The organism is Candidatus Pseudomonas auctus (assembly GCF_048654275.1).
GTDB classification, from domain to species: Bacteria; Pseudomonadota; Gammaproteobacteria; order Pseudomonadales; family Pseudomonadaceae; genus Aquipseudomonas; species Aquipseudomonas pharyngis.
The window spans coordinates 74,627-89,015 of the sequence record NZ_JBJYZK010000018.1; the positions used below are offsets into that span (position 1 = coordinate 74,627).

At 60.3% G+C, this 14,389-nt stretch carries 17 protein-coding genes; all 17 read left to right on the forward strand.

Features of this window, described 5'->3' with window-relative positions; genetic code table 11:
• Position 1 precedes the first annotated feature (1 nt).
• The 17 genes from cysE (at position 2) to bamB (ending at position 14,315) form a co-directional block, all read left to right on the forward strand.
• The gene (gene cysE / locus ACKUG4_RS25790) at positions 2-778 is read left to right on the forward strand and encodes a serine O-acetyltransferase (RefSeq protein ID WP_007956691.1); all 777 of its coding nucleotides are present in this window, start codon (positions 2-4) and stop codon (positions 776-778) included.
• A gap of 168 nt (positions 779-946) precedes the next feature.
• Entirely contained in the window at positions 947-1,438 is a 492-nt protein-coding gene (iscR, locus tag ACKUG4_RS25795) for a Fe-S cluster assembly transcriptional regulator IscR (protein WP_007956690.1), read from the forward strand.
• A gap of 50 nt (positions 1,439-1,488) precedes the next feature.
• Entirely contained in the window at positions 1,489-2,703 is a 1,215-nt protein-coding gene (locus ACKUG4_RS25800; protein ID WP_064599246.1) for an IscS subfamily cysteine desulfurase, read from the forward strand.
• A gap of 101 nt (positions 2,704-2,804) precedes the next feature.
• Complete coding sequence (gene iscU, locus ACKUG4_RS25805; RefSeq protein WP_003227907.1) at positions 2,805-3,191, forward strand: Fe-S cluster assembly scaffold IscU; 387 nt, start codon at positions 2,805-2,807, stop codon at positions 3,189-3,191.
• Positions 3,192-3,225: 34 nt separating this feature from the next.
• Positions 3,226-3,549, forward strand: coding sequence for an iron-sulfur cluster assembly protein IscA (gene iscA / locus ACKUG4_RS25810; RefSeq protein ID WP_003227904.1), 324 nt, complete (start codon positions 3,226-3,228; stop codon positions 3,547-3,549).
• Between the two features lie 8 nt (positions 3,550-3,557).
• Positions 3,558-4,079, forward strand: coding sequence for a co-chaperone HscB (gene hscB, locus ACKUG4_RS25815; protein ID WP_007956687.1), 522 nt, complete (start codon positions 3,558-3,560; stop codon positions 4,077-4,079).
• Between the two features lie 51 nt (positions 4,080-4,130).
• The gene (gene hscA / locus ACKUG4_RS25820; RefSeq protein ID WP_445435112.1) at positions 4,131-5,996 is read left to right on the forward strand and encodes a Fe-S protein assembly chaperone HscA; all 1,866 of its coding nucleotides are present in this window, start codon (positions 4,131-4,133) and stop codon (positions 5,994-5,996) included.
• Positions 5,996-6,337: an ISC system 2Fe-2S type ferredoxin gene (gene fdx, locus ACKUG4_RS25825; protein ID WP_007956685.1), complete on the forward strand. Its 342-nt coding sequence runs from the start codon at positions 5,996-5,998 to the stop codon at positions 6,335-6,337. Before hscA ends, fdx begins: the two co-directional genes overlap by 1 nt.
• 14 nt (positions 6,338-6,351) lie before the next feature.
• Positions 6,352-6,552, forward strand: coding sequence for a Fe-S cluster assembly protein IscX (gene iscX / locus ACKUG4_RS25830; protein ID WP_008084655.1), 201 nt, complete (start codon positions 6,352-6,354; stop codon positions 6,550-6,552).
• 88 nt (positions 6,553-6,640) lie between these two features.
• Complete coding sequence (ndk, locus tag ACKUG4_RS25835) at positions 6,641-7,066, forward strand: nucleoside-diphosphate kinase (RefSeq protein WP_039765715.1); 426 nt, start codon at positions 6,641-6,643, stop codon at positions 7,064-7,066.
• Between the two features lie 28 nt (positions 7,067-7,094).
• On the forward strand, positions 7,095-8,243 hold the full coding sequence (rlmN, locus tag ACKUG4_RS25840; RefSeq protein ID WP_007964428.1) for a dual-specificity RNA methyltransferase RlmN: 1,149 nt from the start codon (positions 7,095-7,097) through the stop codon (positions 8,241-8,243).
• A gap of 12 nt (positions 8,244-8,255) precedes the next feature.
• On the forward strand, positions 8,256-9,014 hold the full coding sequence (gene pilW / locus ACKUG4_RS25845; RefSeq protein ID WP_007956682.1) for a type IV pilus biogenesis/stability protein PilW: 759 nt from the start codon (positions 8,256-8,258) through the stop codon (positions 9,012-9,014).
• Complete coding sequence (locus ACKUG4_RS25850; protein ID WP_064599242.1) at positions 9,014-10,063, forward strand: RodZ domain-containing protein; 1,050 nt, start codon at positions 9,014-9,016, stop codon at positions 10,061-10,063. The genes pilW and ACKUG4_RS25850 overlap by 1 nt, the downstream gene beginning before the upstream one ends.
• A 3-nt stretch (positions 10,064-10,066) precedes the next feature.
• Entirely contained in the window at positions 10,067-11,176 is a 1,110-nt protein-coding gene (gene ispG / locus ACKUG4_RS25855; protein ID WP_007956680.1) for a flavodoxin-dependent (E)-4-hydroxy-3-methylbut-2-enyl-diphosphate synthase, read from the forward strand.
• A 22-nt stretch (positions 11,177-11,198) separates the two neighbouring features.
• Positions 11,199-12,488, forward strand: a complete 1,290-nt coding sequence (gene hisS / locus ACKUG4_RS25860) for a histidine--tRNA ligase (RefSeq protein ID WP_445435113.1) — start codon at positions 11,199-11,201, stop codon at positions 12,486-12,488.
• Positions 12,489-12,529: 41 nt separating this feature from the next.
• Positions 12,530-13,171, forward strand: coding sequence for a tetratricopeptide repeat protein (locus ACKUG4_RS25865; protein ID WP_011335807.1), 642 nt, complete (start codon positions 12,530-12,532; stop codon positions 13,169-13,171).
• Positions 13,164-14,315, forward strand: coding sequence for an outer membrane protein assembly factor BamB (gene bamB / locus ACKUG4_RS25870; protein ID WP_041475426.1), 1,152 nt, complete (start codon positions 13,164-13,166; stop codon positions 14,313-14,315). The genes ACKUG4_RS25865 and bamB overlap by 8 nt, the downstream gene beginning before the upstream one ends.
• Positions 14,316-14,389: the final 74 nt, after the last annotated feature.

The following is a 14,389-nucleotide window of genomic DNA, read 5'->3' on the forward strand; positions in this document are numbered from 1 at the left end:
GATGTTCGAGCGTTTGCGTGAAGATATCCAGAGCGTATTCCACCGAGACCCGGCGGCGCGTAACGCTTTTGAAGTCCTGACCTGCTACCCCGGCATGCATGCGATCTGGATTCATCGACTGGCCGGCATGCTCTGGCGCAACGATCTGAAATGGCTGGCGCGACTGGTGTCGAACTTCGGTCGCTGGCTGACTGGGATCGAGATCCATCCGGGTGCCAAGGTCGGTCGACGCTTCTTCATCGATCACGGCATGGGCATTGTGATCGGCGAAACCGCTGAAATCGGCGATGACGTGACGATCTATCAGGGCGTGACGCTCGGCGGTACCAGCTGGAACAAGGGCAAGCGTCACCCGACCCTCGGCGATGGCGTGGTGGTGGGAGCGGGCGCGAAGGTGCTCGGTCCGTTCACTGTGGGTGCCGGTGCCAAGGTCGGTTCCAATGCCGTGGTCACCAAGGAAGTGCCTCCGGGTGCCACCGTGGTGGGGATTCCGGGGCGGATCATCGTCAAGTCCGATGATGAGGCCGACGCCAAGCGCAAGGCGATGGCCGAGAAGATCGGCTTCGATGCCTATGGCGTCAGCGAAGACATGCCCGACCCGGTGGCGCGCGCCATCGGCCAGTTGCTCGATCACCTGCAAGCGGTGGATGGGCGTCTGGAGGGGATGTGCGGTGCGCTGAAGGATCTGGGCAGTAATTACTGTGCGAAAGATCTGCCCGAGCTGCGTGAAGAAGACTTCGCCTGCGTCAAGGGTAAGGACGAATCCAAGCTCCACTGACGCACTTGCAGGGCTGCTGCCAACCGGTGTGCCATTAGGCCGCAGACCCTGCTATCATTCGCGCGCTCTTTTGCGGGTAAACCCGACTAAAGCACTAGGTCTTATAGTTGACTTAAATGCTCGGGAATTGCATACTCCCGCCCATTCCGAACTCCGTGGTAATTGTCCATGCGACTGACTACAAAAGGCCGATACGCCGTGACCGCCATGCTTGACCTGGCGTTGCACGCGCAACACGGGCCGGTGTCCCTGGCCGATATCTCCGAGCGCCAAGGCATCTCCCTGTCCTATCTCGAACAGCTTTTCGCCAAGCTGCGCCGCAGTAACCTGGTTTCCAGTGTTCGCGGTCCGGGCGGTGGCTACCAGTTGTCCCGCGACATGCAGGGCATCCAGGTGGCTCAGGTGATCGATGCGGTGAACGAATCGGTCGATGCAACAAAATGCCAGGGCCAGGGCGACTGCCACTCCGGTGACACCTGCCTGACCCACCACCTGTGGTGCGACCTGAGCCTGCAGATTCACGAATTTCTCAGCGGTATCAGCTTGGCCGACCTCGTAACTCGCCGTGAGGTACAGGAAGTGGCCCAGCGTCAGGATCAGCGTCGTTGCAATGGCAAGGCGCCGCGCCTGGACAAGATTGAAGCGTCCGCCGTCGAATGACAGCCAGAGAGCTCGCGGCACGCCAGCCAGCCTGATTTAGGAGATAGTCCATGAAATTGCCGATTTACCTTGATTACTCTGCGACCACCCCGGTCGATCCGCGCGTTGCGCAAAAAATGAGTGAATGCCTGCTGGTCGACGGAAACTTCGGTAACCCGGCGTCCCGTTCCCACGTGTTCGGCTGGAAAGCCGAAGAGTCCGTCGAAAACGCCCGTCGTCAGGTGGCCGATCTGGTCAACGCCGACCCGCGTGAAATCGTCTGGACCTCCGGTGCCACCGAGTCCGACAACCTGGCAATCAAGGGTGCGGCACATTTCTACGCCTCCAAGGGCAAGCACCTGATCACCTCCAAGATCGAGCACAAGGCTGTCCTCGACACCATGCGCCAACTGGAGCGTGAAGGTTTCGAAGTCACCTACCTCGATCCGACCGAAGATGGCCTGATCACGCCGGCCATGATCGAAGCCGCGCTGCGCGAAGACACCATCCTGGTGTCGGTGATGCACGTGAACAACGAAATCGGCACCGTCAACGACATCGCCGCCATCGGCGAGCTGACTCGTTCCAAGGGCATCCTGTTCCATGTCGACGCCGCTCAGTCCACTGGCAAGGTCGAGATCGACCTGCAGAAACTGAAAGTCGACATGATGTCGTTCTCCGCTCACAAAACCTACGGCCCTAAAGGCATCGGCGCGCTGTACGTCAGCCGCAAGCCGCGTGTGCGCATCGAAGCGACCATGCACGGCGGCGGTCACGAGCGCGGCATGCGTTCCGGTACCCTGGCGACCCACCAGATCGTCGGCATGGGCGAAGCGTTCCGTGTGGCCAAGGAAGACATGGCTGCCGAAAACGTCCGTATCAAGGCGTTGAGCGACCGTTTCTACAAGCAGGTCGAGCACCTGGAAGAGCTGTACGTCAACGGCAGCCTGACCGCCCGCGTTCCGCACAACCTGAACCTGAGCTTCAACTACGTTGAAGGCGAGTCGCTGATCATGGCGCTCAAGGATCTGGCGGTTTCGTCCGGTTCGGCCTGCACCTCGGCGTCGCTTGAGCCTTCGTACGTACTGCGCGCCCTGGGCCGCAACGACGAACTGGCACACAGCTCGATCCGTTTCACCTTCGGCCGCTTCACCACCGAAGAAGAAATCGATTACGCCGCGCAGAAAGTCTGCGAGGCCGTTACCAAGCTGCGCGCTCTGTCGCCGCTGTGGGACATGTACAAAGACGGCGTCGATATCTCGAAGATCGAGTGGGCGGCACACTAAATATAGAAGCCGCCGGATACAGATCCTGTAGCGACGCGGCGGTTTACGCAGCGCAGTTGCAGGGTCTCAAGAGCGGCCCTGATGAGTGAGGATTGAGAATCATGGCTTACAGCGAAAAGGTCATCGACCACTACGAAAACCCGCGCAACGTCGGCAAGATGAATGCGGAAGATCCTGATGTCGGCACCGGCATGGTCGGCGCTCCGGCGTGCGGCGACGTGATGCGTCTGCAAATCAAGGTCAACGATCAGGGCGTTATCGAAGACGCCAAGTTCAAGACCTACGGCTGTGGTTCGGCTATCGCCTCCAGCTCCCTCGCTACCGAGTGGATGAAGGGCAAGACCCTGGACGAAGCTGAAACCATCAAGAACACTCAGCTGGCCGAAGAACTGGCCCTGCCGCCAGTGAAAATCCACTGCTCGGTTCTCGCTGAAGACGCCATCAAGGCCGCCGTTCGCGATTACAAGCAGAAGAAAGGCTTGATCTGACTTTCAAGATTTGGCGACGAGTAAGGAGTCAACGATGGCTATCAGCATGACAGAAGCGGCTGCTCGACACGTGCGGCGCTCCCTCGACGGGCGCGGCAAGGGTGAAGGGATTCGTCTGGGTGTTCGCACCACGGGCTGTTCCGGCCTTGCCTACGTGCTGGAGTTTGTCGATGAGGTGGTTGCAGAAGATCAGGTGTTCGAGAGTCACGGCGAAAAAGTGATCATCGACCCGAAGAGCCTGGCCTACCTCGACGGCACCGAGCTCGACTTCGTCAAGGAAGGGTTGAACGAAGGCTTCAAGTTCAACAACCCCAACGTACGCGGTGAATGTGGCTGCGGCGAAAGCTTCAACATCTGAGGCTTGTCGTGGGTATTCCTTGTCATTTCGCTTTATTCGAGCTGCAACCGGGCTTCCGTCTGGATCTTGAGCAGTTGGCCACGCGCTATCGCGAGCTGGCGCGCGGCGTTCATCCTGACCGCTTTGCCGATGCTTCCGAGCGAGAGCAGCGGTCGGCGCTCGAACAGTCTGCGCGGCTCAATGATGCCTACCAGACGCTCAAGAGTCCGGCCCAGCGCGCACGCTACCTGCTGACTATCAGCGGGCATGAAGTGCCGATGGAGGTTACTGTTCACGATCCCGAGTTTCTTTTGCAGCAGATGCAATGGCGCGAAGAGCTCGAAGATCTGCAGGACAGTGCCGATCTGGACGGTGTCGCGGCGTTCAAGCGTCGCCTGAAAACCGCCCAGGAAGAGCTCAACGAAAGCTTCGCAGCCTGTTGGGATGATGCAGCGCAACGCGAGCAGGCCGAACGCCTGATGCGGCGCATGCAGTTCCTCGACAAGCTCACCTACGAAGTGCGCCAGTTAGAAGAGCGCCTCGACGATTAACCCAGTGCCGCTCCGGTCGCACGCCTGATATACAGATAAGTCCTGATCACGATGGCCCTACTGCAGATCGCCGAACCCGGCCAAAGTCCTCAACCGCACCAGCGTCGTCTGGCTGTGGGGATCGACTTGGGCACTACCAATTCGCTGGTCGCTGCGTTGCGCAGTGGTCTTTCCGAGCCGCTGGCCGACGCCGAAGGGCGGGTCATCCTGCCTTCCGCCGTGCGTTATCACGCCGATCGCGTCGAAGTCGGCGAGTCAGCCAAGCTGGCCGCATCCTCCGATCCCCTGAATACCGTGCTGTCGGTCAAGCGCCTGATGGGTCGTGGTCTGTCCGACGTCAAGCAATTGGGCGATCAACTGCCGTACCGCTTTGTCGGCGGCGAATCGCACATGCCTTTCATCGACACCGTGCAGGGCCCGAAAAGCCCGGTCGAAGTCTCCGCCGATATCCTGAAAGTATTGCGTCAGCGCGCCGAAGCCACCCTTGGCGGTGAGCTGGTGGGCGCGGTGATCACCGTTCCGGCGTATTTCGACGATGCTCAGCGCCAGGCTACCAAGGACGCGGCGAAACTTGCCGGTCTGAACGTGTTGCGTCTGCTCAACGAGCCGACCGCTGCGGCGGTGGCATACGGTTTGGATCAGCATGCCGAAGGCCTGGTCGCCATTTACGATCTGGGCGGTGGCACCTTCGATATTTCGATTCTGCGCCTCACTGGCGGTGTCTTCGAAGTCTTGGCAACCGGCGGCGACAGCGCGCTGGGCGGCGATGATTTCGATCACGCGATTGCCGGCTGGATCATCGAGAGCGCCGGTTTGTCCGCCGACCTCGATCCGGGCGCACAGCGTAGTCTGCTGCAAGCCGCCTGCGCAGCCAAAGAAGCCCTTACTGATGTCGACAGTGTTGAAGTTGCCTACGGCGACTGGAAAGCACAGCTGACCCGCGACGCCTTCGATGCGCTGATCGAGCCAATGGTCGCTCGCAGCCTGAAAGCCTGCCGCCGCGCCGTGCGCGATTCCGGCGTCGAGCTGGAAGACGTGCACGCTGTGGTCATGGTCGGTGGCTCGACCCGCGTTCCACGTGTTCGCGAAGCCGTCGCCGAAGCCTTTGGTCGTCAACCGCTGACCGAAATCGACCCGGATCAAGTGGTGGCCATCGGTGCCGCGATCCAGGCCGATACGCTGGCCGGCAACAAGCGCGATGGCGGCGAACTGCTGTTGCTCGACGTGATTCCGCTGTCCCTGGGGCTGGAAACCATGGGCGGCCTGATGGAGAAGGTGATTCCGCGTAACACCACTATCCCCGTCGCGCGTGCCCAGGACTTCACCACTTATAAAGACGGCCAATCGGCGATGGCGATCCACGTATTGCAGGGCGAGCGTGAGTTGATCTCCGATTGCCGCTCCCTGGCTCGCTTTGAATTGCGCGGCATCCCGGCGATGGTGGCCGGTGCGGCGAAAATTCGCGTGACCTTCCAGGTCGATGCCGACGGTCTGCTCAGCGTTTCTGCCCGAGAATTGGGTTCTGGCGTTGAAGCGAGCATTCAGGTCAAGCCGTCCTACGGCCTGACCGACGGCGAAATCGCCAAGATGCTGAAAGATTCGTTCCAGCACGCCAATGACGACAAAGTCGCGCGCGTTCTTCGCGAGCAGCAGGTCGATGCCCAGCGCCTGATCGAAGCGGTGCAGGGCGCTCTGGAGGCGGATGGCGAGCGTTTGCTCGACGCCGAAGAGCGCATGGTCATCGAGTTGCAAGTGCAGGAACTGACCGAACTGATGAAAGGTACCGATGGTTACGCCATCGAGCAGCAGACCAAGCGTCTGTCGCAAGTGACCGATGCTTTTGCAGCCCGTCGTATGGATCAGACGGTGAAAGCCGCTCTGTCCGGGCGCAATCTGAATGAAATCGAGGATATCTGATGCCCCAGGTCATTTTTCTGCCCCACGAGAAGTTCTGCCCTGAAGGCATGGTCGTTGACGCTGCGCCTGGCACGTCGATCCTCGAACTGGCTCACGAGCACCACATCGAGATGGAAAGCGCCTGCGGTGGCGTCTGCGCCTGCACCACTTGTCACTGCATCATCCGCGAGGGTTTTGACTCGCTGGAAGAAGCCGACGAGTTGGAGGAGGATTTCCTTGATCGTGCCTGGGGCCTGGAAGCCCAGTCGCGCCTGGCCTGTCAGGCGATCGTCGGTGAAGAAGACATCACCGTCGAAATTCCGAAATATTCGCTTAACCATGCGGCCGAAGCGCCGCACTGACTGGTAAGACTGTCATGAGCTACGGTTGGAATGATGTTCAACGTATTGCAGAAGAGCTGGCGGAAGCCAAACCGGGTGTAGACCCGTTTTCTGTCAATTTCGTCGACCTGCAGCAATGGATCAAAGAGCTGCCGGATTTCGACAATACCTCTGGTCGTGTTGGCGAGAAGGTGTTGGAGGCGGTTCAGACTCTCTGGGCCGAAGAATTGGACTGATCGTCCTCGCAGGTTAGGCAATACCCAAGAACCCGCGTATAATTCGCGGGTTTAATTTTTCGCAAATTACCGTTTCTGGAGTTACACCATGGCTGTTCAACGTACTTTCTCCATCATCAAGCCTGACGCCGTTGCTAAAAACGTGATCGGCAAGATCACCACTCGCTTCGAAGACGCTGGCCTGCGCGTTGTAGCTTCGAAACTGAAGCAACTGTCCAAAGCCGAAGCCGAAGGCTTCTACGCTGAGCACAGCGCTCGTGGTTTCTTCGGCGACCTGGTTGCCTTCATGACTTCGGGTCCAGTTGTCGTTCAGGTTTTGGAAGGCGAAAACGCCATCGCTCGCAACCGTGAGCTGATGGGCGCTACCAACCCTAAAGAAGCTGCTCCAGGCACCATCCGTGCTGACTTCGCTGAATCGATCGACGCCAACGCCGTTCACGGTTCGGACTCCGAAGCCGCTGCTGCTCGCGAAATCGCTTACTTCTTCGCAGCTACTGAAGTAACCACTCGCTAAGCATTGGCTTAAGAGTGAAGGTGAATCCATGACGACATCGACTGTTAAAACCAACCTGCTGGGTCTGACCCAGCCGGAAATGGAAAAATTCTTCGACTCAATCGGGGAGAAGCGTTTCCGTGCCGGTCAGGTAATGAAATGGATTCACCACTTTGGCGTCGATGATTTCGACGCCATGACGAACGTCAGCAAGGCCTTGCGCGAGAAGCTCAAGGCTGTTGCTGAGGTTCGTGGTCCCGAAGTGGTCAGCGAGGACATTTCCAGCGACGGCACCCGTAAGTGGGTGGTGCGCGTGGCGTCCGGCAGCTGTGTCGAGACCGTTTACATTCCCCAGGGAAAACGCGGCACTCTGTGCGTTTCGTCCCAGGCAGGCTGTGCCCTGGACTGCAGTTTCTGCTCCACCGGCAAGCAAGGCTTCAACAGCAACCTCACCGCCGCCGAAGTCATCGGTCAGGTGTGGATTGCCAACAAATCCTTCGGCAGTGTTCCGGCTACCATCGACCGCGCCATCACCAACGTGGTGATGATGGGCATGGGCGAACCGCTGCTGAACTTCGATAACGTCGTGGCCGCCATGCATCTGATGATGGATGACCTGGGCTACGGGATCTCCAAGCGCCGCGTGACCCTGTCCACGTCGGGCGTGGTGCCGATGATCGATGAGCTGGCCAAGCACATCGACGTATCCCTGGCGTTGTCCCTGCACGCACCGAATGACGCATTGCGTAACCAATTGGTGCCGATCAACAAGAAATATCCGCTTAAGATGCTGCTCGAGTCGTGCCAGCGCTACATGTCCGCCCTTGGCGAGAAACGTGTGCTGACCATCGAGTACACCTTGCTCAAGGACGTCAACGACAAGCTTGAGCACGCCGTGGAAATGATCGAGCTGCTCAAAGATATTCCATGCAAGATCAACCTGATTCCGTTCAACCCGTTCCCGCATTCCGGGTACGAGCGGCCGAGCAACAACGCCATCCGCCGGTTCCAGGATCAGCTTCACCAGGCCGGTTTCAACGTCACCGTGCGCACCACCCGTGGTGAAGACATCGACGCAGCTTGTGGTCAATTGGTAGGGCAGGTGCTGGATCGCACCCGTCGCAGCGAACGTTACATCGCCGTGCGCGAATTGAGCGCCGACAGCGATCTGGCACAGAACGCCGCGAACACTAACTAAGAGAGGATCTCTATGTCCCTGCGCTTTGCGCTGCTGTTGCTGTTGGCCAGCCTGTGTGCTGGTTGTGTCCTGTCGGGCGATTACAACCCGATGAAGACCAGCAAGGGCCGTGACGAAGCGCGGGCTGCCTACGTGCAGCTGGGGCTGGGATACTTGCAGCAGGGCATGACCGAACGGGCCAAGGTTCCACTGAAGAAAGCCCTGGAGCTGGACGGTTCGGATCCCGACGCCAATGCCGCGCTGGGGCTGGTGTTCCAGGCCGAAATGGAACCTGCGCTTGCTGACGAACACTTCCGCAAAGCCTTGTCCTCCCGTCCCGCCGATGCGCGCATCCTCAACAACTACGGCAGTTTTCTCTACGAAGAACAGCGTTACAAGGAAGCCTACGAGCGTTTTGAACAGGCGGCCGCCGATACCCTGTATCCTGAGCGTTCGCGGGTGTTCGAGAACCTCGGCATGACGGCGGCGAAGCTCGGGCAGCGTGATCTGGCTCAGCAGCAGCTGGAAAAAGCGCTGCGTTTGAACCGCCAGCAACCACGGGCATTGCTGGAAATGGCTGAGTTGTCATTCGAAGACAGGCATTATGTGCCCGCGCGTGACTATTACGATCGTTTCAGCCAGCTCTCCGAGCAAAATGCACGTAGTCTGTTGCTCGCCGTTCGGTTGGCAAAAGTATTTGAAGATCGCGACAAGGCCGCCAGTGCGGGCCTGCAATTAAAACGACTCTATCCCGGTACGCCGGAATATCAGCAATACCTGTCGGAGCAATGATGAAAGCGGCGCATCCCGAAGTTGTAGCAGCGAATCGCGTTAACCCCGGTGAGACCCTGCGCCAGGCCCGCGAAAGCAATGGCTGGTCGCTGGCCGAAGTGGCCCTCAAGCTCAACCTCACCGTGACTTCCCTGAGCAATCTTGAAGCCGGCGCATTCGACAAGTTGCCCGGGCATACCTTCGCTCGCGGCTACATTCGCGCCTACGCCAAATTGCTCGGCATGGACCAGACCGTTCTGGTCCAGCAATTCGACCAGTCCACCGGCACCGATTCCCAGGGCAGCAACGTCCACGCTCTGGGCCGTATTGAAGAGCCGGTACGGGTTTCCCACACCATTTTGCGTATCGTCAGCCTGTTGCTGCTGATTGCGGTCATCGGCGGCGGTTTCGTCTGGTGGCAGGATCAGACCTCGCTGCGTACCAAGGACCTGATCGGCCTGGCGCCGGAGCACGTCGAAGTCGAAGGCGCTGACGGCACCACCCAGATTCATCCGCTCGACGAGCCGGAAGACCAGGCCGTTGCAGAAGGCGAAGCCGAGGGCTCGACCGCTCTGGCGCTGCCTCAATCGGAAACCACGGCTGAATCGACCGGCGCCGAAACCGAGGCCGCAGCCCCAGCGACCGCACCGGTTGCTCCGGCACCTGCTGCGCCAGCCGCTACTCCGGCTGCACCGGCTCATACGCCAGCGCCTGTGGTTGCTGCTCCAGCAACTCCTGCGCCTGCTGTTCCGGCCACGCCTGCACCGACCGTCACTGCTCCGGCCGTCGCCGCGCCCGCGCCGACAGCGCCTGTTGCTCCGGTGGCAGGTCAGGGCCAGGTTCAGGTGCAATTCATCGCCGATTGCTGGACGCAGGTGACCGATGGCAGCGGCAAGGTTCTGTACAGCGGCCTCAAGCGCAAGGGCGACAGCCTGTCTGTCGTCGGCAAGCCTCCGTTTGCCGTGCGTCTGGGCGTTGCCCGTGGCGCGCAGGTCAGCTACAACGGCCAGCCGGTCGATGTCGCTCCGTTCACCAGTGGCGAGACCGCTCGCCTGAAATTGGGTCAATAAGTCATGCACGGCGAATCTCCAATCAAACGTCGCGAATCGCGCAAGATCTGGGTAGGTAACGTGCCCGTGGGCGGCGATGCCCCTATCGCTGTACAGAGCATGACCAACAGCGACACCAATGACGTCGCTGCCACCGTCGCGCAGATCAACCGTCTGGAAGCCGCCGGCGTCGACATCGTCCGTGTTTCGGTACCGGACATGGACGCCGCCGAGGCGTTCGGCAAGATCAAGCAACTGGTCAAGGTGCCGTTGGTTGCCGATATCCATTTCGACTACAAGATCGCTCTGCGCGTGGCCGAATTGGGTGTGGACTGCCTGCGCATCAACCCGGGCAACATCGGTCGCGAAGACCGCGTGCGTGCGGTGGTCGATGCCGCCCGTGACCGCGGGATCCCGATCCGCATCGGCGTCAACGCCGGTTCCCTGGAAAAAGACCTGCAAAAGAAATACGGCGAGCCGACGCCGGCCGCGCTGGTCGAGTCCGCCCTGCGCCACGTCGAACACCTCGAGCGCCTGAATTTCCAGGACTTCAAGGTCAGCGTGAAGGCCTCTGACGTGTTCATGGCCGTTGAAGCCTACCGTCTGCTGGCCAAGGAAATCGTCCAGCCGCTGCACCTGGGCATCACCGAAGCCGGTGGATTGCGCTCCGGTACAGTGAAATCCGCCGTGGGCCTAGGTATGCTGCTCGCCGAGGGGATTGGCGATACTATCCGCATCTCGCTGGCGGCCGACCCGGTCGAGGAAGTGAAGGTCGGTTACGACATTCTCAAGTCTTTGCATCTGCGTTCCCGTGGCATCAACTTCATCGCCTGCCCGAGCTGCTCGCGGCAGAACTTCGATGTGGTCAAGACCATGAACGAGCTGGAAGGGCGCCTTGAAGACCTGCTGGTGCCGCTGGATGTCGCGGTGATCGGTTGCGTGGTCAACGGCCCCGGCGAAGCCAAGGAAGCCCATATCGGCTTGACCGGCGGCACGCCAAACCTGATTTACATCGACGGCAAGCCGTCGCAGAAACTGACGAATGACAATCTGGTGGACGAGCTGGAAAAGCTGATCCGCGAGAAAGCGGCCGAGAAGGTCGAAGCTGACGCAGCGGTTATTGCGCGCGGCTGATCGAACGAACTAAGGAATTTCTGTGAGCAAGTCTCTGCAAGCCATTCGTGGCATGAACGACATCCTGCCGGAACAGACGCCGGTATGGCGCTATTTCGAAGGCACCGTTTCGCGTCTGCTGGATAACTACGGTTACAAGCAGATCCGCATGCCGATCGTCGAGTTCACCGAGCTGTTCAAGCGCTCGATCGGTGAAGTGACCGACATCGTCGAAAAAGAGATGTACACCTTCGAAGACCGCAACGGCGACTCGCTGACCCTGCGTCCGGAAGGCACGGCCGCGTGCGTGCGTGCGGTGCTCGAGCACGGCATCACCGTCGGTGGCCAGGTGCAGAAACTCTGGTACATCGGCCCGATGTTCCGTCACGAGCGTCCGCAGAAAGGCCGTTATCGCCAGTTCCACCAGATCGGTCTGGAGGTGTTCAACCTCGACGGTCCGGACATCGACGCCGAGCTGATCATCATGACCTGGCGCCTGTGGGGCGAGCTGGGCATCCGCGATGCGGTCAAGCTCGAGCTCAACAGCCTCGGCACCAGCGAGTCCCGCGGCCGTTATCGTGAAGCGCTGGTCGAGTACCTCTCGGCGCACCACGACAAACTGGACGAAGACAGCCAGCGTCGCCTGAAGACCAACCCGCTGCGCGTGCTCGACACCAAAAATGCCGACACTCAAGCGGTGCTGGTCGATGCGCCGAAAATGGCGGATTACCTGGATGACGAATCCCGTGCCCACTTCGAAGGCCTGAAGGCCCGTCTGGATGCCGTCGGCATTCCTTACGTGCTCAACCCGAAGCTGGTGCGTGGTCTGGATTACTACAGCAAAACCGTATTCGAATGGGTCACCGACAAGCTCGGCGCCCAGGGCACCGTCTGCGCGGGTGGGCGCTATGACGGTCTGGTCGAGCAGATGGGCGGCAAGCCGACCCCGGGCGTCGGTTTCGCCATGGGCATCGAGCGGCTGGTGCTGCTGCTGGAAACCCTGGAGCAGATCCCGGAAGAAATCTCCCGTCAGGTCGACGTCTATCTCTGCGCCTTCGGCGAAGAAGCAGAGCTGGCCGGTCTGGCTCTGGCCGAGCGGGTACGCGACCAACTGCCCAACCTGCGCCTGCAAGTCAATGCCGGCGCCGGCAGCTTCAAGAGCCAGTTCAAGAAAGCCGACAAGAGCGGTGCGCTGTACGCACTGATCCTCGGTGACGACGAAATGGCCCAGCAAGTGGTAGGTTTCAAACCCCTGCGTGGCCAGGGCGAACAACAAAGCATTGCCTGGGATGCGCTCGCTGCACACCTGGCCACCTGCGTCGTGCAGGGTTGAAGCTGTCCAAACAGCCGATTTAGCGATTAAGGAGTATTGGGGTGTCGAGTACCGAAGACGAACAGTTGGCGGATTTGAAGGACTGGTGGACACGCAACGGCAAACCTCTGGTCACCGGCGGCCTGTTGGCGCTGGTCATCGTGTTCGGCTGGCAGGCATATCACAAGTATCAGAGCAACCAGTCGCAAGGCGCCTCGGTGCTCTATCAGCAATTGCTGGAAACCACGCTGACCCCGGACGGCAAGCCTGACGCCGCGCGCGTTGCGGATCTGGCCGGCAAGCTCAACAGCGAATTCGGCGGTTCTGCCTACGCGCAGTACGGCAGCCTGTTCGTGGCCAAGGTCGCGGTCGACAGCGGCAAGCTGGACGACGCGGCGACCGAACTCAAGGCCATCGTTGCCAAACCGGCCAACCCGGCGCTGGGCGAAATCGCCCGTCAGCGTCTGGCGCAGGTACTGGGCGCACAGAACAAGGCCGATGAAGCCCTGAAACTGCTCGAAGGCGATGCCGACAAGTCGTTCCTGGCCACTCGCGAAGAACTCAAGGGCGACCTGCTGGTACAGCTGGGCCGCACCGACGAAGCGAACGCGGCGTATCAAAAAGCCAAGGCGGCACTGTCGGATGAAGCGGCGGTCGGTGGCCTTCAAATCAAGCTGGACGACCTGGCCAAAGGGGATGCGTGACGTGATCCGTTGGAAGCATGCAGCATTGCTGGCTCTGGCCATTCTGGCCGCGGGTTGCAGCAGCAACAGCAAAAAAGAACTGCCACCGGCCGAGCTGACCGACTTCAAAGAAGAAGTGGTCCTGCACAAGCAGTGGAGCCGTTCGATCGGTGACGGTCAGGGCGAAACCTACAACATGCTGGTGCCGGCGATCGACGGTGACACCATCTACGCGGCCGACGTGACCGGTATCGTGATGGGCCTGGATCGCGGCAACGGCGACGTGAAATGGAAGAAAGACCTTGAACTGCCTGTGTCCGGCGCCGTTGGCGTGGGTTACGGTCTGGTCATGGTCGGCACCCTGCGCGGTGAAGTCGTTGCCCTCGACGCCATCAACGGTGAAGAGAAGTGGCGCTCGCGCGTCAACAGCGAAGTCCTCGCGCCACCGGCCAGCAACGGTGATGTGGTGGTGGTACAGACCCAGGACGATCGTCTGATCGGTCTGGACGCGTCCACCGGCAATCAGCGTTGGGTGTATGACAGCACTCCGGCCGTACTGACCCTGCGCGGTACCAGCGCACCGATCGTCACCAACCGCCTCGCGGTGGCTGGCCTGTCGACCGGTAAAGTGGTCGCGCTCGACATTTCCAACGGCGTGCCGGTCTGGGAACAGCGGATCGCGATTCCACAAGGTCGTTCGGAACTGGAGCGCGTGGTCGACATCGACGGCGGTCTGCTGCTGTCCGGCGGTACCCTGTACGTTGCCAGCTATCAGGGTCGCGTTGCGGCACTGGATCTGGAAAGCGGCCGTCAACTCTGGCAGCGCGACGCGTCGAGCTACGCCGGTGTTGCCCAGGGTTTCGGCAACGTCTACGTAAGCCTGTCGTCGGGCACCGTTGAAGGCGTCGACGAGCGTTCCACCACAGCCCTGTGGAGCAACGACTCGCTGGCCCGCCGTCAACTGTCGGCGCCGGAAGTGTTCTCCAGCTACGTTGCAGTCGGTGACCTGGAAGGTTACCTGCACCTGCTGAGTCAGGTGGACGGTCGTTTCGTTGGCCGCGAGCGCATCGACAGCGACGGCCTGCGTGCCCGTCCGCTGGTGGTGGGTGACACGATTTATGTGTATGGCAACAGCGGCAAACTGGAAGCCCTGACCATCAAGTAATGGTTTGACTATGCTTGGGGTTAATTCCCCAGGCGGCCCTGCTTCTGCAGGGTTTGCAGCACCCACGGGTGTTG